This is a genomic window from Serratia grimesii (assembly GCF_900186025.1).
GTDB lineage: Bacteria > Pseudomonadota > Gammaproteobacteria > Enterobacterales > Enterobacteriaceae > Serratia > Serratia grimesii.
The window spans coordinates 357,281-377,185 of sequence record NZ_LT883155.1 but is presented as its reverse complement, the minus strand read 5'-3'; the positions used below and the strand labels follow the sequence as shown (position 1 = coordinate 377,185).

Below are 19,905 nucleotides of genomic sequence, written 5' to 3'. Positions count from 1 at the left end.
AGCCGACCGTCCTTCAAGGTATAGTGCCCACTGATAATTTGGATGAGAGGGCCGAAGATGTCTGATTGCGAAGCTATCGTCATACTCTGCACCGCACCCGATGAAGCCACGGCACAAGACCTGGCAGCCCGGGTCTTGGGAGAAAAGCTGGCGGCTTGCGCCACGCTGCTACCCGGCGCATCATCGTTGTACTACTGGGAAGGGAAACTGGAACAGGAGTACGAAGTGCAAATGCTGTTCAAAAGCGATCGCCACCACCAAGACGCCCTGCTCAACTACTTGAAACAACATCACCCGTATCAAACGCCCGAGCTGCTGGTGCTGCCGGTGATGGCTGGAGATAAAGACTACCTGTTATGGATCAACGCCTCATTAAATTGATATTTCTGCTTTGCAGCCTGTTTTTTTTGCCACAGGCGGCTCAGGCATCGTTGTTCACCCAAAATGGTGGCAGCCAATTCGTGCCCGTCGATCAGGCTTTTGCCTTTGATTTTAAGCAGCAAGACCACCAGCTCACGCTAAACTGGCAAATCCGCCCCGGATATTACCTGTACCGCCAGCAGATCAAACTGGTGCCACAGCAGGCGACGTTAGGGGCCTTTAAGCTACCCGCCGGACTGAGTCATAAAGATGAGTTCTTCGGCGAAGTGGCTATTTTCAAACAACAGCTTACTCTGCCCATACCCCTACAGCAGGCGGTCAGTGGTGCCAGCCTGAGTGTGACTTATCAGGGCTGCGCCGAAGCGGGTTTCTGCTACCCACCGGAAACACGGGTGATCCCTTTGGATGCCGTAAGTACCGACACCGCGCCACCTGCCGTTGCGCCTGAAGCACCTGCACCAGCCAGTCTGCCATTCTCCCCTCTGTGGGCACTGCTAATTGGCATTGGCATTGCTTTCACCCCCTGCGTGTTGCCGATGTATCCGCTGATTTCCGGCATCATCCTTGGGCGTGAAAAACCGCACAGCAGTGGGCGCATACTGGCGCTGTCCGTGGTGTATGTTCAAGGTATGGCGCTGACCTACACCCTGCTGGGTTTAGTGGTTGCCGCTGCCGGGCTACAGTTCCAGGCAGCACTGCAACACCCGTATGTTCTCATCGGGCTGTCGATACTGTTTATCGCATTGGCATTGTCGATGTTCGGTCTGTATTCGCTGCAATTGCCTTCTTCACTGCAAACACGACTGGCGGGCTGGAGCAACACCCAACAAGGCGGTTCGTTACCTGGCGTATTCCTGATGGGCGCGCTGGCTGGGCTGATTTGTTCTCCGTGCACCACTGCGCCGCTCAGCGCTATCCTGCTGTACATTGCCCAAAGCGGTAACATGTGGGCTGGCGGAGGTACGTTGTACCTCTACGCATTAGGCATGGGTATTCCACTGGTGTTAGTGACGCTGTTCGGCAATCGCCTGTTGCCGCGTAGCGGCCCATGGATGCAGTATGTCAAAGAAGCCTTTGGCTTTGTGATCCTGGCGTTGCCAGTATTCTTGTTGGAACGCGTCATTGGCGACTTGTGGGGGCTGCGGTTGTGGAGCCTGCTCGGCCTGGCGTTCTTCGGTTGGGCATTCACGTTAAGTCTGAAAACTTCCCGCGGCTGGGTGCGCGCGTTGCAATTACTGCTGCTGGCAGCAACGGTGATTACCGCACGCCCGCTACAAGACTGGGCGTTTGGTGCCAACAGCGTACAACAAGCTACAGTGCAACATTTGAACTTCACGCGTATTAATAATGTAGAAGAGCTCAATCTTGCGCTACAACAAGCGCAAGGGAAGCCAGTAATGCTGGATCTGTACGCAGATTGGTGTGTAGCCTGCAAGGAGTTCGAAAAGTACACCTTCAGCGATACAACGGTTCAGACAACCCTTTCCAATACAGTGCTGCTGCAAGCCGATGTGACCGCCAACAATACTGAGCAGGTCGCGCTTCTCAAACACCTAAAAGTCTTGGGATTACCGACAATTCTGTTCTTTAATGGCGCTGGACAAGAGTTAACAAACCAACGAGTAACCGGATTTATGGATGCAGCGGCGTTCAACGCGCATTTGCAGAAAGTGGTGCAATAAATAACACTGAAATTCAGAACCGAATTTGGAGGGAGCACAAGTGCAACGTGAACATGTTCTTGATACGGCACTGGGGCTGTTGGAACAACAGGGCCTGGCGACCGCCACATTAGAAATGTTGGCAGATAAACTCGACGTGCAACCGAGTGACCTGAAGCGATTCTGGCCGGATCGCGAAGCATTATTGTATGACTGCCTGCGTTATCACGGTCAGCAAATTGACACCTGGCGCCGCCAATTATTATTGGACGAAACCCTAAGTCCACAACAAAAGCTGCTGGCGCGCTATGACGTTCTGGAAGAATACGTCAAACATGACCGCTACCCAGGTTGCCTGTTTATTGCCGCCTGCAGTTTCTTCCCAGAGGTGGACCACCCTATCCATCAGTTAGCGGAACAACAGAAGCTGACATCGTTGGATCTGACCCGTGATCTACTGCGTGAAATGGACGCCGATGACGCCGATATGGTGGCACAGCAGATGGAGCTGATTCAGGAGGGTTGCCTGAGTAAACTGCTGGTAAAACGTCAGCTACAGGACGTATCTGTCGCGAAGCGACTGGCGGAGGACATCTTACAAGTGGCCCAGTGTCGCAGGAACGGGGCATTAAGCTAAACTCACTCGTGGCGGTACACTGCCGCCGCCGAACGCTGACAGTCTTGGTGCAATTTTCATGCCCTTTGACCGAAAAGCCAGCAACCAGACGCGTTTTACCTGATTTCGTTGATAAAGCCGTTGACTGCCTTCGACCAATACGGTTTAATGCTGCGCGTTGCCCGGATAGCTCAGTCGGTAGAGCAGGGGATTGAAAATCCCCGTGTCCTTGGTTCGATTCCGAGTCCGGGCACCATATTTAGAAGAACCCGCCTATGGCGGGTTTTTTGCTTTCTGGCGTAGGGACTCTCCATCGAACAAGTTCGATTATTCGGCCAAAGGCCTCACCCTGCGGGCCAACGCTAAAGCATTGTTCAACTCGGCGTAAACGCCGGTTGTCCGAGTCCAGAACCCTGTTTAGAAGAACCCGCCTATGGCGGTTTTTTTGCTTTCAGGGATAGGACTTTCCATCGAACAAGTTCGATTATTCGGCCAAGGGCCTCACCCTACGGGCCAACGCTAAAGCGTTGTTCAACTCAGCGTAAACGCCGGTTGTCCGAGTCCGGCACCACTAATTCTGCATGAAAACACCCTGTAGCGATCCGCCAGAGGCAGCAATTTTCAATTAGCGTAACCTATCAGATGTACGTCACTTATCGGCGTCCGGGATTGCCGGCGTCGTGCGCAATTGCACGCGCAGCGTGAATCGAACCAGCGGTACAGTCAGCGCCGTCGTCACCAGCGCGAACACCACGAGGATCGTATAGACCTTTGGCGGAAGGATCTGCATCTGCAGACCGATTGACAGGACGATGAGCTCCATCAAGCCGCGCGTATTCATCAGCGAGCTAACCAACATCGCATCGCGTGGCTCAAGCCCGGTGGCACGCGCGCCCAGATAACTGCCGCCGAACTTGCCGATGAATCCACCCGCGAGGAATACGCCGAACCACATCCATGATGCCGCGTCGTCGATCGTGCCGATCGACGCATGTAGCCCCGCATACGCGAAAAATACCGGCATCAGCACAAGCCTGACAAAACCTTCGACGTTCTCCCGCCACTCATTTGCAATACCGGGCACGCGCCGCACGAATAGCGCCGCCGCAAGTGCGCCAAATGCGCTATGAAATCCGATCAGCGACGTCGCGAGTGCCGACGCCATTACGAAACATAACAACACGGCCAAGCGGTCGCGCGCCGCATGCGCAGTCGATGCGAGCCGCATAAGCATCGGTCGAACCACGAAGCGCACCAGGAACGCGCACAACACCAGATACGCGAGCAGGCTGACGAGCATGCGCGCAAATGCCCAACCAGGCCCGCTCGATAGCGAAGCAATGGTGGCAAGCAGTATCCATCCGAGCGCATCCGTCAACATAGCGGCAGACATGGCGTGCCGCGCGCCCACCATGGCGTTGAGCGCCAGGTCGTCGACGATGCGCGCCATCACCGGTACCGCTGATATCGCAAGCGCGACACCGCAGAAGAGTATATAAGGCAGCGCCGGCGCATCGCTGGCGAGCATGTCTTTCGAGACAGTGGCGACAATCATGCCGATCGCGGCCGGTACGACGAGCCCACCCACGGCGATGGCGACGGGCATGCGCCAACGCCTGTCGCGCAGCGTCTCGCCCAACTCCATATGCAGACCAACCTGAAACATCAGCAGTATCAAGCCGACTTCACCGACTTGCCCCATCGCCGACAGCGTGTGTGGGCCGAACAACGCATCGTAAAAATCCGGTGCGATCACGCCCAACAGCGAAGGACCCAACAGCAAACCGGCTGCGATCTCGCCGACGACCGCGCACTGGCCGAGCCGTTCGGCAATGCGGCCGCAGACGTTGCAGAGCGCGATCACCAGCACCAGTTGCAACAGCCAGACAGTCATGAATGCCTCGGAAAAAGCGGCACCGACACGAACTTGCTGGCCGCGAGCCCGAGCGGATCCGCCGCGCCATACGCCGTGATGACCGTGACGCCGCTCGCCAGGTTCGCGAGCGCCTGGCGGAACGACCTGTCCGCGACCGGCTCGTTTAGGGCCGCCGACTTACGCATCACCGCTCACTCGCAACGCGGTCGACCCAGCCCCGGTAGAACGCACGGTACTTGAGCACGAGCTTATCGTACTTGCTGTACGCGCCGCCGCCGTCAGGCTTCATCCCGTTCCAGATTTTAACGTCAAACTTCGCTGCCTGTCGGGTCTGCAGCCCGAACAGCACGTAGTCGGTTGCGCGGCGCAAAGCGCCCCCCACCTTCTTGATCGAGATGAGCATGTGCATGACATTCTTGCCGTCGCTCACCGGCGTCACACACTGGAGCAGCTTGTATTTGAAGTCTCCGTCCAGGGAGACGGTCATGACGCACCCGCCGGGGTAACCATCGAAGTGCAGGTTCATCTGCGACATATTCAGGCCGAGCACACGTGCCAGCATGCCGAAGGCCCCGAAATACCGGTCCACGGTGAAGTCGATCCCGGCACCGAACCACGCGCCCGCCTGTGCCAGAGACTCAACCTCTGGCCACGGATGCCAATCGTCGAACAGCTTGAGCTCGAAGGCCGAAATCGGGAGCTCGTGCACGGGGGACGCGTGTTGCGCGTCGTAGAAGTTCTCTACGATCCGCAAGACAGCCGTCGTCGTATCGAATGCGAAGTGCAGGTGCATAAAGTCCCCGTTGTCGACGTCGGCTGCGGCGATTTCGGGCAGCGGGTGCAGCGGCTCTGGGGAGCCGTACCAGACCCACACGTAGCCGTATCGCTCAGCGGTGACCCACGTTGGCTGGCGCACCGATCGCGGCACGGGCTCCAGCCGGCGCACCGTCTGGTTGTGACCGGGGATGTGAACGCACTGGCCCTGCTCGTCGTACCGCCAGTGATGAAACGGGCATTGGATGCACCCGTCCTTGACCTGCCCGTCGGCCAGGTTCGCGCCAAGGTGCGAGCAGTGGCGGTCCATCACCACGGCCTGCCCCGTCGCTCCGCGCCACGCCACGCACGGACGGCCGAAGAGCGTCAACTCCTTCGGCTTATCCTTGAGGTCGTCCGAGCGCATCGCGACGTACCAACTCGCGGCCACGCTCGTGGTCGCGTCGTACACCCTCGAAGGATGTTCCTCAACGCTCGTTTGAACCCATTGAATGTCGCTCATCATTTTTGTGTCCTCGACGGCCGATTACTTCTTACGAGTCAAGCTGATACGGGTCGTAATGTACGCCTTGAGCAGCGCGAACATCGGGTTGTAGTCGAAGTACTTTTTCACCTCTGCCGGCGCGCTGGTTTGTGTCCAGTGCATCAGCTTCATCGCCGGCAGTAGACTGTACTTCGAGTTGTTGAGCTGCGGCTTGTCCCCGGTGATGCAGTACCCGAAACCGAACATCTGCTTGGCGAAGTCTCGTTCGTCGATGAGGGCGTGGATCCGCGCCGCAGCCTCCCCGGTCGGCTTGAGCCCGGCGCTTACGGCCTCGATCTCGGCTTTGGCGTCGTTGAACAACTGGTAGTAGCCCTCCATGTCTGCGCACAGGTACCCGAGGTACGGAGGGTCGTTGTCGAGATGATCGAGGTCACCCTCGTCGCGCGAAGCACGGAACCTCGCGTGGGCTTGTACGAGCCGAAACTGCCCGAGGATCGTGCCGACTGCCCACAGCCTGTGGAACGCGTCCCACAAGCGGAAGTCCGTGAACGCCGTGTAGCAGCAGCTAACGAAGTCGTCGTTGTGGTCCAAAAGCTTTTGCTGCAGGCGTTCGATGTACTCGAAGCGTTCAGGGGAGAAGTCATCGTCGTGCAGCGCCTTGATGAGGCGCGCCGCGAGCGCGTGAATGGTCACCGCAGTGTTCTCGAGCCCCCGGGAGAAGAGCGGATCGATAAACCCGTTCGCGTGCAGCATCAGGCAGTAGCGATCGCCGATGCAGGTAGTCGACGAGAACTGCAGGCGGTCGGTCTTGACCCAGTCACGCACCGGCATAGCGTCGCGGAACTGCGCCCCGATGCTCGGGAACCGCGCGAGGAATTCGTCGAACTCTTGCTGCGCGGAGATGTCCGTTTTCGGGTAGACACGCGGATCAAGCTGCAGGCCGACGCTCACCAGATTGTTGGTCGACCGCGGGTGGTTGTTGAACGGAATCACCCAGAGCCAGCCGCCCTCGAACATGTGGTGCAAGGTCCCCTCATGCCAGCGCCAGCGCTGCCCCTTGACCTTGAAAATATCGTCGAACGGCTTGACTCCGAGCATGTGCGTGTAGAGGCTGCGCGAGTGCGTTTTGAAGCGACACGGCTCTTCGCGGAGATTGAACTTGGTCGCGAGCGGCGCGCGGGGTCCTCCACAGTCGATCATGTACCGGCCGGTGAACCGTTCGTCCTCGGTGGTGGTCACCGCGACGCCGTCTTTATCGGCGTGGTATTCGGTCACTTTAGTCTTCTGGCGGACCGTGCAGCCGTATTTAATGGCGGCTTGCAACAGGTAGGCGTCGACGTCTTGCCGGTAATAATGGCTCTCCGGTCCCCAGGGCAACTCGGGGATGACGCACTGTGTGAACTCCTTCGGGTCGTGCTCCTGGCCGGGTTTGTGGAACACGAAGCCGAAGTTGCGCTTAATGCCCGTGCTCGACGAGACGTAACGCTGCGTCGAGTAAAACGACGTAATGTGGTCGAGCTCCGGAATACCGTAGCGATCGGCGATGATACGGTTCATTAGAGACGTCTCGGGAATCGACGATTCGCCGATCGTGAACCGCGGGTGCGACGACTCCTCGATGATCAGCACGCGAAACTGCTGTTTGGCCAGGATAGCCCCCATCTGGGTGCCGGACATGCCCGAGCCGAGGATGATCACGTCGAAGTGGTTGTTATCGCGCCCGTTCGCAGGGCTGTTCTGAGTCATGAGGGCAAATCTCCTTAATGAGATGGAACAGATGGCCGTGCGCGTCAGAACTCGTTGAGAGCGGTGCGAATGCGGGAGCGCGCGGCAAGCGTGAGCGTGACCAGATCGCCGAGCATGCTGGGCGCGTACCCTCCACTGCCGATTGCCGGGCCGCTTCGCCCGGCTTCGTACACCCGCTCCGCCAATTGAACATGAGGTGCCCGGAAGCGCAGCAGGATCACGAAGATCCGGTTGAGCGCCGCCAGCCCGGCCCGGACGGGTTCGCCCTGCGCACCTACTCGCGCCTCGCCGATCGCGCGGTCGACGAGCGACGGCTTCCCAGCGAACCGGGCGTAGACTGCCCTGTACGCGGGAAGTACATAGGGCAGGTACGTCTCTTTGAATTCTTGATAAGCCGGGTGGTCCGATTGCGAGCCCCACAGGACGTGATCCAGCACGAAGAGGGGCATTTCTACAGCGCCGGGGCCAAGGTAGTTCTGGCCCCCGACGCGGATCGGTTCATAGAAGGGGCGGAGCTCGTCGTAGAAGACCTGCGGCGAGATGAAGCGGTATGCGTAGACAATCGATTCGACCATTTTTTGCAGATAGGCTGCCAGGTCGTCGCACCCTTGCGCGAACGCGGGCGACCTCAAGGGGACGTCGTGCAGTTCGACGGTCACCGTGATGGCCGCTTCGAGGGCCGCCATCGAGATACGCACGCTCTCAAGCAGGTGTGCTTCGTCGCTGAGCCCGGTGTAACTCCGTTGCGCGTCGGCCGCTGCGGGGTTCCAAACCGTCACATGCAGGAGCGTCTCACGCGGCGGCAGGTCGGTCATGCGCGCCAGGTCGAGCAGCACCGGCTCGAGCCCGGGCACCACGTCCACGGGTTCGTGTCCGTGCCGCTTGAGCGACCCCAGGAAAAAACCAATGTCCCGCATCGCGGCGGCGGCTTCGACGAAACCCCAACCGGAGGGCACGCCGCGCACCGGGAGGAACTCACGCAGCAAGCCGACGATACCGGGCACGTCCTTGTTACGGTTCAGGCCCGGCAGTTGCAAAACGAGCGAGCGAGCCTGCAACGGATCACAGGTTGCCACGGCAGCGTGCGTGGCAGCGAATACGCATGCCCGGTCCAGGGCGCGCTCCACTACCGGCTCTCCGGCGACGCGGGCGTCGGCCCGGGTCGAGACAGCCCCACTTCGCCATCGCGCAGCGACCGCAGGTAGTCATAGTTCGTCGGCAGGCTCGCCCGCAGACGCTCGGCCTCACGCTGGATGCGGGCGAACATCACCTCAGCCTTTTCGATCGACTCCGGTCGCAATTGCAAGAGCGGCAGCGACCGGTCGGGCAGCATGCCCAGGCCGGCAAAGATGCAGTAGTAGTTTCCGTTCAACCAGAAGTTCTTGAATTCGAAGTCGAAGGTCTCATAGTACGTGGAATCGTCGAACGACGTGGTGGTCAACGGCAGCCCCGCCTTGTAGCGCTCAACCTTCTCTTTGATGGAGTCGGAAAGCCGCAGGTCGTGCTGGTTCGCAAGCCAGAACGGCGTGTCTTCGCGTGACGAAGTAAAATAGTGCGCTTGGACAAAGTCTCGGCAGTCGTCAAACATGTAGGTGATTTCGGCGTTGAACGCGTCGGCCAACCGCGGGTCGAACGAGGTGTCGGGGAAGTGCTTCACGAGTTGGTAAAGCGCCGCGTAGATGAAGTAGATCCCCGTCGATTCCAGGGGCTCCAAAAAGCACGACGCCAGCCCGATAGAGACGCAGTTGTTGACCCACGATCGCTTGTTGCGCCCGACCCGGAACTTGATCTGATTGAGCGGCTGATTGTCCGAGAGGCCCCAGAGGTTGAGGAAGTCGGTGGTAGCCTGGTCGCGGGAGGTGAACTTGCTTGAGAAGACGTAGCCGCTGCCGAACCGACCCAGCATCGGAATCTTCCAGGTCCACCCCGAGTTCATGGCGATCGAGGAGGTATAGGGTTCGACCCCCGCTTGCGCGTCGTCGTTGGGTACGGCAGTCGCGACCGCGCTGTCGCACAATAGGTAGTCGGACATGTCAATGAAGGGCTCTTTCAGAGCCTGGTTGATCAAGAGCCCCCGCATGCCTGAGCAGTCGATGAACAGATCAGCCTCCAGCTTTCGGCCCTCTCTGGTCAACAGGCTGGAGATGAAGCCGTGTTCGTTCAGGTTGACCTCCACGACCTCGTCGACCACTCGGTTCACCCCGCGATCGACGGCCCAGCGCTTCAAGAAATCGGCCACCAAGTGCGCGTCGAAGTGCCACGCGTGGGACATCTGACGGGTGCCGTCATGCAGGCACGGTGCCAGATTGCCATCGAGCGCCCCGGGCTGCGGGTAGCAGGCGTACGCCATCGACTGCTGAAAGCCCTGTTCGCGCTTGCGCAGCCAGTAGTGGGTAAGCGGCACGCCGTCGCAGCTCGGCACATTGCCGAACAAATGGTAGAAGTAATCGTTGCTCGAGTGGTCGGGAGACGTTCTCCAATTCACGAACTTGATGCCGGCCTTGAACGCGCCGTTCACCTGAGGCATCCACTCCTGTTCCGGTATTCCGAGGTAGTCGAAGAACACCTTCTGCAAACTCGGGATGGTCGCCTCGCCCACACCGATCCGGGGGATCGTCGCAGATTCGATGAGCGTAATGTTCGCCTGCTGTTGGAGCGCCCGGACGAGATAAGAGGCGGACATCCAGCCCGCAGTGCCGCCGCCCACGATGACGATATTCTTGATCGGTTTGCTCATGACACTCTCCCATAGGAAGTAGTGGAGATGTTAAATTAGGTTCTAATTCAGACTAGAATCTAATCTAAAAAGTGCAAATTACGTTTTAGAATTAACTCGGTGATATATCCTCACGCAAAATACCCCCTCGCAATCCTAATTAAGCACCACCAAACCACCGGTTAAAATATTATTTTCAACCGGTTAGAATTACGGTAAAAGCAGGAAAAACAAGATCACATCATTATTCAAAATAATAAAAAACAAGCCTTATAATACCCCTGCAACCCCAAAGCAATTTACGCATAACGCACTATTTTAACTGTATTTTTATAACAAAAGAGGCGGCGCACCTTATCTAAAATTTCATGTTCTATGTTTTCAACCACCGCTAGTTAAGATTTTTCCTATTCTTTAAATCAATACCCTATCAATTAGATATTAATGGATTTTGAATTGTTAGCACGCTTACAATGCTATGAATTAAACACCCAGTTAGTTATAGGTGGTGCATTATCAACTTGCCAGCCAACAAAAATAATCGATACCGATTCATACGTTACTTACGTATAAAAATATCCGTAGAATAATATTATTTGCACAGTCAAGCATTCAGTCTAAAAACAATTATCCATTTAACTTTCATACGAATACTCAACGATATTCGGAAATTGTTTTCTGCCTCAAATACCCATCCATTGACATATCGTCGAGGGCAATATTGGTGGGTATAATTCCTTCTCCCATCCCCACAGGCTACCACGCCACAGCGAACCCACCGTTGGTACACCAGCATTGAGCGTATCGTCACTGAGCGTAATGCTGCGCTGGTACAAATTACCGCCCTTATCCACCAACTTAGCGAAATATCGACGCTGACCAGTGCCATTGGTGGCGGCAACGCCAAAGACTGGGCTATGCGCCCGGGGCATCGCTATGACTGCTGGTTTACGGAAAAACGGAAACAGCGATGAAAGCCATCACCCGTAACATCGATCGCAGCATCTGACGTGACCTGATGTTGAAGTCCGGGATGCTTTCGTTGATGGATGCACAAGCACGTGACCAGTGGAATAAAGCTTGGATGACGGAGACTTGCCGGAAATCAGTGAGGACACATTCTCAGCACCTTTGAGCAGTTACACCACAGCAAAGCTGAAGTCTTTGAGCGGGGTGTGTTCAATGTGTCTAGAGGTTTGAGCTGGGATTATAAAAGCAGCAGCCCATGTCAATTTGATAAAAAATCATCGTGAACAATCTGGTGAGCTATAACCGTTGGTAGTTCAGCTTCGCCCCGCCATCGCCGTCAACTAAAGTACTTAACAATCAACATAGCTCCGGAAGCCAACAAGATCACATTGATGAGCTTGAGGAATTGCTCACGCGACATCCTCAAGGTGAAATGCCGGCCCAAAGTAATACCCACCAACATTCCCGGCGCCAAGGCTAATGCCAACAACAGTAAGTCCACATCCAGATACACGCCGGCTACTGCAAAAATGATCACACGGGTCAGGGTACTCATGCCAATAAGCGTGGTCTGGGTTATGCGAAAAGCCTCTTTTTTTTCAACTCTACCACTGAGATAGATGGCATAAATAAAACCGCCGCTACCAAATAGTGCGCTGAATATCCCCCCAACCAAACCAAAAGGTACCGCCGCCCTGGGTGAAAATTGCCGGGCGGGCTTTAAACCACTGAGTGAATAGAGCGCGTAAACCACCACAAAAATTCCCAGCGCCAGCAACAGAATTTCTGGCCGAGTCTTGAGCAGGATCGCCGCCCCCAACAAGCTGCCGATTATCATCAATGGAACCAGTCGTTTCAATTCCGACCACTGTGCATTACGTCCATCGCGACTGACGTTAATAATAGCCGCACACATATCCAACAGCGCCAGCAAAGGGACGATTTGTGCAACCGGGATATAAAGCGCCATCACCGGGCTGGCGACTAATGCAGTACCAAAACCAGCTATACCAAAGATGACATAAGCCACTAATAAAGTGACTGCCAGTACCAGATAGCTTGATAGCGTTAACGTTTCTTGCATATTAGCTGTTCCCAATCCATGAACATTATTGAGCCGAACGGTAAAGCCTGCTGCTTTAGCCCGGTAGAATTTAGTCTATGGCGGCGTTTTTGACCACCTGACCGTTGGTGGTACTATATGGAGATCACTATCAAGCGCGACGACGTTTAAGGACGATATTTGAGTATGGGAAGCACATTCGCTGTATGGCGGCTGATCGCCGTGTGCGTGGTCAGTCTGGGATTATTGGGGTGCGGCTCCGGAAAGAAATCGAACAGCTACAATCGCGATTATGATCAGTTAGCCAGAGGCAGTTATAACGGCAACACCTATACCGTCAAGCGCGGCGATACGCTGTTTTATATTGCCTGGATCACCAACAGCGAAGTCAGCGAGTTAGCCCGACGCAATAAGATCCCCAAACCTTACAACCTCGAGATTGGCCAAAAGCTGGCGTTAAATAACGCGACGGCGAAGAAAGGCAAATCCCGCAAAACACAATCCGCCAGCCAGATCGCGGCAGCGGCACCACCTCCAATCCGTAGCAGTATCAAATGCTGGCGTTGGCCAACCCAGGGCAATATCGTCAGTAAGTACTCTACGGCCGACGGCGGTAACAAAGGCATTGATATTGCCGGTAACCGCGGCCAGCCCGTGTTTGCTGCTGCCAAAGGTCGGGTGGTGTATGTTGGCAATCAGCTGCGAGGTTATGGCAACCTGATTATGATCAAACACAATGATGAGTACATCAGTGCTTATGCTCATAACAATACCCTGCTGGTTAGCAATGCTCAGGAAGTAAAAGCCGGACAGAAAATTGCCACCATGGGGAGTACTGGCACTGACAAGGTGATGCTGCACTTCCAAATCCGCTATCGTGCCACCGCATTAGATCCGCTCCGCTTCTTGCCAGCTCAAGGCTCTGCACCTGCCTGCTGAACCAGGAATAGACAATAAAAAAACCCGCCATCAGGCGGGTTTTTTATCATCTCGTCAAAAAGCGATTAAGACTCACTTATCTGCTTTGCCTGGCCGGACAAAAACGCTTTCTCGTAGGCCAACGCTTTTTTGCTGTCGAACTGATGTTCCCATTTGGCAACTACCAGCACAGCCAGCGCATTGCCCACTACGTTCAGCGCCGTACGCGCCATATCCAGGATACGGTCAACGCCAGCAATAAATGCCAACCCTTCCAGTGGGATCCCAACACTGCCTAATGTTGCCAACAGCACCACAAAGGACACCCCCGGCACACCGGCAATGCCCTTCGAGGTCAGCATTAGCGTCACCACTAAGACAACTTCCTGACCCAGGGAAAGCTCAATTCCGTATAGCTGAGCAATAAAAATGGCAGCAATGCTTTGGTACAGCGTGGAACCATCCAGATTGAAAGAGTAACCAGTCGGCACAACAAAACTGGTGATCGCTTTCGGTGCACCATAAGCTTCCATCTTTTCAATGATACGCGGCAGCACCGTTTCCGAACTGGCGGTGGAGAAGGCCAGGATCAATTCATCCTTTAGGATGCGGATCAGCGTCCAAATACGCAGATTGCACAAACGGGCCACTGCCCCCAGAACCACCAGTGCGAAAAAGGCAATCGCGAAATATACCAGCAGCACCAACTTGGCCAACGGTAACAACGAGGCAAAGCCAAAGTTGGCAACCGTCACTGAGATCAGACCAAACACCCCTACCGGCGCATAGCGCATGATCATATGAGTCACTTTGAACATGCTTTCAGAAACGGCTTTAAACACCTTCAGCAACGGCTCTTTGGTTTCTTTCGGTAATGACGACAGACCAAGACCAAACAACACCGAGAAGAAGATAATCGGCAGCATGTCGCCTTTCGCCATTGAGGCAAAGACGTTTGATGGGATCAACGACAAAATAGTCGCCACCAGGCTATGTGAACCACTTTGTACCTGCTCCGTGGTCTTTTCATATTGCGAGATATCGACCGCGGTTAGCGTCGACATATCGATGCCATGGCCGGGTTGAAAAACATTAGCTAACGTCAGCCCCACCACGATGGCAATCGTAGTGATCACTTCGAAGTAAATAATGGTTTTCAATCCGAGCCGGCCTAGTTTTTTCGCATCCCCTACCCCGGCGATACCCACAACCAATGTAGAAATAACAATCGGTACCACAATCATCTTAATCAGACGAATAAATATATCGCCCGCCGGGCTAAGAATATTACTGACCAGCCACTCACGTGACTCAGTTTGATTATGGAGCACCGCCCCTACAATAACACCCAGCACCAATGCGATCAGAATTTGCCAAGCAAGACTGATTTTTACACTCTTCATACCCAAAAAGTCCTCAAAAGCTCTTTTCGGCGTATTTATATTAACGCGACGAAAAAAGCACTTAATCATCTAATACAGGCTTATGTTAATAACCAGGAAGCGATCACCTGCCCTTAGTGTGCCGCTATCTAAATCTGTACCATCTGAGTGGCATGGTCTGCAAGCCTTGTTTTATCTGACTTTAGTGCAAAATTTAATCTATTAAAATTTTAATCTTCATTTATATGCACATAACTTGTTGTTATTAACAGGGTAATTTTATGTGATGGACATCACGAAACCAGAGTGTGGCAGGATATTTAATTTCAGCAAATATGCGTTAATTTTGCATGTTTAGTCCGATACGGGTGTTTATATTGTGTTGCGTAAAAGTTTTAAAAATGAAAATCGTCTAGAATAAATGAAAAATATCGAAAGTTAAGATTAACCAGAACCGTTTAACTATTAAAAAACCAATCTGGCAAGCAGAGAATTAATATCAACATCGAATATTAACGAAAGTCTATGCTCCATAATGATTTAAAGGACAGTTAATTCAGTCTGTATTGTGTCTACTATTCTCTATAGAAATGAATTTACCGGTGACTTGTTTATTCTTTTTAGTTCTTTAGATAGCGTTTTCTGACCAAAACTTCCTATCTAACCGTTTTCTCCCGCCAAGCAGGCAGATACCCCACGCAAATGAGGCAGAACTATTACAAATCAATATCTTCGTTGCGTGATCTGCCGCGCAAAAAAGAAACAAAGAATCGGAGCAAACTATACTTAACCTTCAGTTGACATATCATTAACAACTTCAAGGAGAAAAGCTATGAGCCAAGTGCATAAACACGCTATTCCTTCTGCAATTGCAGAACACGCCCTGATTAATCCGACACAATATCAACAATATTATCAACAATCTGTGCAAGACCCAGAAGCCTTCTGGGGCGAGCAGGGAAAAATCCTGGACTGGATGAAACCTTATAGCCGGGTAAAGAATACCTCATTCGATCCGGGCCATATCAGCATCCGCTGGTTTGAGGATGGTACGCTGAACCTCGCAGCCAACTGCCTCGACCGCCATCTGGCCGAGCGTGGTGACCAAACGGCTATTATCTGGGAAGGTGACGATCCCACCCAGTCAAAAAAAGTGACATACAAACAGCTGCACCACGATGTCTGCCAATTCGCCAACGTGCTGAAAAAGCTGGGTGTCAAAAAAGGCGACGTCGTAGCTATCTATATGCCAATGGTACCCGAAGCCGCTGTCGCCATGCTGGCCTGTGCCCGCATCGGAGCCGTACATTCGGTAATCTTTGGTGGTTTCTCGCCGGAAGCGGTAGCCGGCCGTATTATCGACTCTAATTCCAAGCTGGTTATCACAGCTGATGAAGGCCTGCGCGCCGGACGTGCCGTTCCGCTGAAAAAGAATGTCGATGATGCATTAAAGAACCCAGGCGTGAAAAGCATCACCAATGTCGTCGTGTTCCAACGCACCGGCAAACCAGGCTACTGGCAGGAAGGGCGTGACCTGTGGTGGCATGAACTCACCCAAGGTGTTTCAGCCGATTGCCCACCAGAAGAGATGAATGCTGAAGATCCGTTGTTTATCCTTTATACCTCAGGATCGACCGGCAAACCCAAGGGTGTGCTGCACACTACCGGTGGTTATCTGGTGTATGCCGCAATGACCTTTAAGTATGTATTTGATTACCATGATGGCGACGTGTACTGGTGCACCGCCGATGTTGGCTGGGTCACTGGGCACAGCTATCTGTTATATGGCCCACTCGCCTGCGGTGCCATTACCCTGATGTTTGAAGGTGTCCCTAACTACCCTGGTGTAAACCGCCTGTCGCAGGTCATCGACAAACACCAGGTCAATATCCTGTATACCGCGCCGACGGCCATTCGCGCCCTGATGGCCGAGGGTGACAAGGCAATTGAAGGTACCAAGCGCGACTCACTGCGCATCATGGGGTCGGTCGGTGAGCCGATCAACCCGGAAGCCTGGGAGTGGTATTACAATAAAATCGGCAACGGCAAATGCCCGATCGTCGACACCTGGTGGCAGACCGAAACCGGTGGTTTTATGATCACACCACTGCCTGGAGCTACCGAGTTAAAAGCTGGTTCCGCGACACGACCATTCTTTGGCGTACAGCCAGCGCTGGTCGATAACATAGGTACACTGCAGGAAGGTGCCTGTGAAGGTAACCTGGTAATCACCGATTCATGGCCGGGCCAGGCACGTACTCTGTTTGGCGATCACGACCGCTTCGAACAAACTTATTTCTCCACCTTTAAAGGCATGTATTTCAGCGGTGACGGCGCTCGCCGTGACGAAGATGGCTATTACTGGATCACCGGCCGCGTCGACGACGTGCTGAACGTATCCGGCCACCGTTTGGGTACCGCCGAGATCGAGTCAGCTCTGGTATCACACCCGAAAATCGCTGAAGCCGCAGTCGTGGGTATCCCGCATAACATTAAAGGTCAGGCGATTTACGCCTATATCACACTGAATCATGGCGAAGAACCTTCACCAGAGCTCTATACCGAAGTACGTAACTGGGTACGCAAAGAGATAGGGCCGATCGCCACGCCGGACGTCCTGCACTGGACAGATTCGCTGCCCAAGACGCGTTCCGGCAAGATCATGCGTCGTATCCTGCGCAAAATTGCCGCCGGCGATACCAGCAACCTGGGGGACACCTCAACGCTGGCAGATCCGGCCGTAGTCGACAAGCTGTTGGAAGAAAAACAATCAATGAAAGTGCCGTCATAATTTACGCCGCCTCAGGCCGATCAAAGGGGAAATAACCCGCTGATCGGCCGTAAGCGCGGCGCATTCGTTCAATACCTACTGGAGACACTCTGATGAATGACACCATTTATCAAGGGATTGAGGAAAACCCGCGCTTTATAGAGTTGGTGCGAAAACGTAGCCGCTTTGCCTGGCTGCTCTCGCTGATTACGCTAGCCCTCTATGTTGGCTTTATTTTATTGATCGCTTTCGATCCTCAGTGGTTGGGCACACCGATCGCCGAAGGATCGACCATTACCCGCGGGATCCCGGTTGGCGTTGGCCTGATCGTGATCTCTTTCGTTCTCACAGGGATCTACGTGTTCCGCGCCAATGGCGAATTTGATCGCCTGACTGCAGAAATCCTGCGTGAGGTGAAGCAATGAAGCGTTTACTGTCTGCCGCCGCTTTGCTGACCCTGCCAGGTCTGGCCTTTGCCGATGCCATTGGTGGTGAAGTGAAACGCCAACCGTTGAACATTCAGGCGATTGTCATGTTCGTACTGTTTGTCGGCGCCACACTGTACATCACCTATTGGGCCTCTAAGCGCACCCGTTCACGCCAGGATTACTACACTGCCGGCGGGAAAATTACCGGCCTGCAAAACGGTCTGGCTATTGCTGGCGACTTTATGTCAGCGGCCTCTTTCCTCGGCATTTCTGCACTGGTGTATACCTCGGGTTATGACGGGCTGATTTACTCCATCGGCTTCCTGATTGGTTGGCCGATCATTTTGTTCCTGATTGCAGAACGCCTGCGTAACCTGGGCCGTTACACCTTTGCCGACGTGGCTTCCTACCGGTTGAAACAAAAACCGATTCGCACGCTCTCGGCTTGTGGCTCACTGGTGGTTGTCGCGCTCTATCTGATTGCACAGATGGTCGGGGCCGGTAAGCTGATCCAATTGCTGTTTGGTCTCAACTACCACGTGGCCGTTATCTTGGTTGGCATTTTAATGGTGCTGTACGTTTTATTCGGTGGCATGTTAGCCACCACGTGGGTACAGATTATCAAAGCGGTATTACTGTTGGCAGGTGCCAGCTTCATGGCATTAATGGTAATGAAATCAGTGAATTTTGACTTCAATACCCTGTTTGCCGAAGCTGTGAAGGTGCATCCGAAAGGTATCGCCATCATGAGCCCAGGAGGGCTGGTCTCCGATCCTATTTCAGCGCTTTCTTTAGGGTTAGCCCTGATGTTTGGTACTGCCGGTCTACCGCATATTCTGATGCGTTTCTTTACTGTCAGTGACGCAAAAGAGGCCCGTAAGAGCGTGTTCTATGCGACCGGTTTTATCGGTTACTTCTATATCCTGACCTTTATTATCGGCTTCGGTGCCATTTTGTTAGTTAGCCCTAATCCTGCGTTCAAAGACGCCACAGGGGCACTGCTGGGCGGCACCAATATGGCTGCGGTGCATTTAGCCAATGCGGTCGGTGGTAACTTCTTCCTTGGCTTTATTTCGGCCGTCGCCTTTGCCACCATTTTGGCCGTCGTCGCTGGGCTAACGTTGGCGGGTGCATCTGCGGTATCTCATGATTTGTATGCCAGTGTGATTAAAAACGGCAAAGCAACTGAGCGTGACGAACTGCGAGTGTCCAAAATTACCGTAGTCATACTGGGCGTTGTGGCCATTGCGCTGGGGATTTTGTTTGAGAAACAGAATATCGCCTTTATGGTGGGCCTGGCATTCTCCATCGCCGCCAGCTGTAACTTCCCGATTATCATTCTTTCAATGTACTGGTCGCGCCTGACTACGCGTGGGGCCATGATTGGCGGCTGGTTAGGGTTGTTGACGGCGGTGATCCTGATGATTCTCGGGCCGACCATTTGGGTGCAAATCCTCGGTCATGAGAAACCGATTTATCCTTACGAATATCCTGCCTTGTTCTCCATGATCGTGGCCTTTGTCGGCACTTGGCTGTTCTCGGTTACCGACAGTTCTCTGGCCGGACAACAAGAACGTGAACGCTTCCGTGCCCAGTTTGTTCGTTCGCAAACCGGGTTGGGGATCTCACAAGGCAGCTCGCATTAACCTGAATAATAAGTGAAAAAAAACAAACACACCCTAATCAAAGGCCCTTCGGGGCCTTTTCTCTTGGCGGATGATGGCTGACGGTGTGCTGCAGAGAACATATTGCTAATAGAAATACCGAGCTGTAGCGTAGCTGCACAGTTTGTTACTTTCGCACATAACAACAAGGCCATCCGTAAGGGTGGCCTTGTTGTTGTATTAATCTCCATGCCAGCGCCAAACTCCGGATAGCAGACACAGCAAAAAGCCCCATGCTTTCGCATGGGGCTTTCTACTTTATTTGATGCCTGGCAGTGTCCTACTCTCGCATGGGGAGACCCCACACTACCATCGGCGCTACGGCGTTTCACTTCTGAGTTCGGCATGGGGTCAGGTGGGACCACCGCGCTATTGCCGCCAGGCAAATTCTGTTTCATTCCAACCGCTACCTCACGTAGCCATCAGAACCAATCTCGGAACATCGCTGAAAATCTAG

15 protein-coding genes, 1 tRNA gene, 1 rRNA gene and 1 pseudogene are annotated in these 19,905 nt (G+C 54.0%); 9 read left to right on the top strand and 9 right to left on the bottom strand.

From position 1 onward, the window contains the following. The first annotated feature begins 57 nt into the window (after positions 1–57). The 4 genes from cutA to SGBXF1_RS01685 all read left to right on the top strand — a co-directional run bounded on the left by cutA (position 58) and on the right by SGBXF1_RS01685 (position 2,914). Positions 58–381, top strand: coding sequence for a divalent cation tolerance protein CutA (cutA, locus tag SGBXF1_RS01700; RefSeq protein WP_037425900.1), 324 nt, complete (start codon positions 58–60; stop codon positions 379–381). Then, the gene (locus SGBXF1_RS01695; RefSeq protein WP_186427729.1) at positions 357–2,063 is read left to right on the top strand and encodes a protein-disulfide reductase DsbD; all 1,707 of its coding nucleotides are present in this window, start codon (positions 357–359) and stop codon (positions 2,061–2,063) included. The genes cutA and SGBXF1_RS01695 overlap by 25 nt, the downstream gene beginning before the upstream one ends. Before the next feature lie 40 nt (positions 2,064–2,103). After that, a complete protein-coding gene (gene dicD, locus SGBXF1_RS01690) occupies positions 2,104–2,679 on the top strand; it encodes a division control transcriptional repressor DicD (RefSeq protein WP_037425894.1) in 576 nt (191 codons plus the stop codon). A 159-nt stretch (positions 2,680–2,838) separates the two neighbouring features. Further along, positions 2,839–2,914 (top strand) — tRNA-Phe (locus tag SGBXF1_RS01685). Positions 2,915–3,307: 393 nt separating this feature from the next. Here SGBXF1_RS01685 and SGBXF1_RS01680 read toward each other — a convergent pair. From SGBXF1_RS01680 to SGBXF1_RS01655, 6 genes are read right to left on the bottom strand one after another with little or no spacing between them, the layout of a single operon-like run. After that, complete coding sequence (locus tag SGBXF1_RS01680; RefSeq protein ID WP_186427728.1) at positions 3,308–4,552, bottom strand: cation:proton antiporter; 1,245 nt, start codon at positions 4,550–4,552, stop codon at positions 3,308–3,310. Next, complete coding sequence (locus SGBXF1_RS01675; RefSeq protein WP_186427727.1) at positions 4,549–4,719, bottom strand: flavin reductase; 171 nt, start codon at positions 4,717–4,719, stop codon at positions 4,549–4,551. Before SGBXF1_RS01675 ends, SGBXF1_RS01680 begins: the two co-directional genes overlap by 4 nt. After that, positions 4,719–5,813 carry a Rieske 2Fe-2S domain-containing protein gene (locus SGBXF1_RS01670; protein WP_202819435.1) on the bottom strand — a complete coding sequence of 365 codons (1,095 nt, stop codon included), beginning with the start codon at positions 5,811–5,813 and terminating at the stop codon, positions 4,719–4,721. The genes SGBXF1_RS01675 and SGBXF1_RS01670 overlap by 1 nt, the downstream gene beginning before the upstream one ends. Positions 5,814–5,834: 21 nt before the next feature. Continuing rightward, positions 5,835–7,538 (bottom strand): NAD(P)/FAD-dependent oxidoreductase, encoded by a 1,704-nt coding sequence (locus tag SGBXF1_RS01665; RefSeq protein WP_130382660.1) that lies wholly within the window; start codon positions 7,536–7,538, stop codon positions 5,835–5,837. 44 nt (positions 7,539–7,582) lie between these two features. Then, positions 7,583–8,665, bottom strand: a complete 1,083-nt coding sequence (locus SGBXF1_RS01660; RefSeq protein ID WP_037426637.1) for a monodechloroaminopyrrolnitrin synthase PrnB family protein — start codon at positions 8,663–8,665, stop codon at positions 7,583–7,585. Next, positions 8,665–10,275: a tryptophan halogenase family protein gene (locus SGBXF1_RS01655; protein WP_186427726.1), complete on the bottom strand. Its 1,611-nt coding sequence runs from the start codon at positions 10,273–10,275 to the stop codon at positions 8,665–8,667. The genes SGBXF1_RS01660 and SGBXF1_RS01655 overlap by 1 nt, the downstream gene beginning before the upstream one ends. Before the next feature lie 773 nt (positions 10,276–11,048). Between SGBXF1_RS01655 and SGBXF1_RS01650 the strand changes: the two are divergent. Next, positions 11,049–11,533: pseudogene (locus tag SGBXF1_RS01650) on the top strand (DUF4942 domain-containing protein); the annotation flags it as partial. Between the two features lie 27 nt (positions 11,534–11,560). On the opposite strand, the gene SGBXF1_RS01645 reads toward SGBXF1_RS01650, so the two are convergent. Continuing rightward, complete coding sequence (locus tag SGBXF1_RS01645) at positions 11,561–12,307, bottom strand: sulfite exporter TauE/SafE family protein (RefSeq protein ID WP_037426891.1); 747 nt, start codon at positions 12,305–12,307, stop codon at positions 11,561–11,563. Positions 12,308–12,472: 165 nt separating this feature from the next. Between SGBXF1_RS01645 and actS the strand changes: the two genes are divergently transcribed. Then, a complete protein-coding gene (actS, locus tag SGBXF1_RS01640; RefSeq protein ID WP_186427725.1) occupies positions 12,473–13,225 on the top strand; it encodes an amidase activator ActS in 753 nt (250 codons plus the stop codon). Between the two features lie 65 nt (positions 13,226–13,290). Here actS and gltP read toward each other — a convergent pair whose 3' ends face one another. Further along, positions 13,291–14,607, bottom strand: a complete 1,317-nt coding sequence (gltP, locus tag SGBXF1_RS01635; protein ID WP_037426887.1) for a glutamate/aspartate:proton symporter GltP — start codon at positions 14,605–14,607, stop codon at positions 13,291–13,293. An 811-nt stretch (positions 14,608–15,418) separates the two neighbouring features. On the opposite strand from gltP, the gene acs reads away from it, so the two are divergent. From acs to actP, 3 genes are all read left to right on the top strand, one after another. Further along, positions 15,419–17,377, top strand: coding sequence for an acetate--CoA ligase (gene acs, locus SGBXF1_RS01630; protein WP_061808704.1), 1,959 nt, complete (start codon positions 15,419–15,421; stop codon positions 17,375–17,377). A gap of 92 nt (positions 17,378–17,469) precedes the next feature. Next, on the top strand, positions 17,470–17,781 hold the full coding sequence (locus SGBXF1_RS01625) for a DUF485 domain-containing protein (protein ID WP_037426939.1): 312 nt from the start codon (positions 17,470–17,472) through the stop codon (positions 17,779–17,781). Beyond that, a complete protein-coding gene (gene actP / locus SGBXF1_RS01620) occupies positions 17,778–19,430 on the top strand; it encodes a cation/acetate symporter ActP (protein ID WP_061808703.1) in 1,653 nt (550 codons plus the stop codon). Before SGBXF1_RS01625 ends, actP begins: the two co-directional genes overlap by 4 nt. 285 nt (positions 19,431–19,715) lie before the next feature. On the opposite strand, the gene rrf is transcribed toward actP, so the two are convergent. Beyond that, positions 19,716–19,831: ribosomal RNA gene (gene rrf, locus SGBXF1_RS01615) — 5S ribosomal RNA — on the bottom strand. Positions 19,832–19,905: the final 74 nt, after the last annotated feature.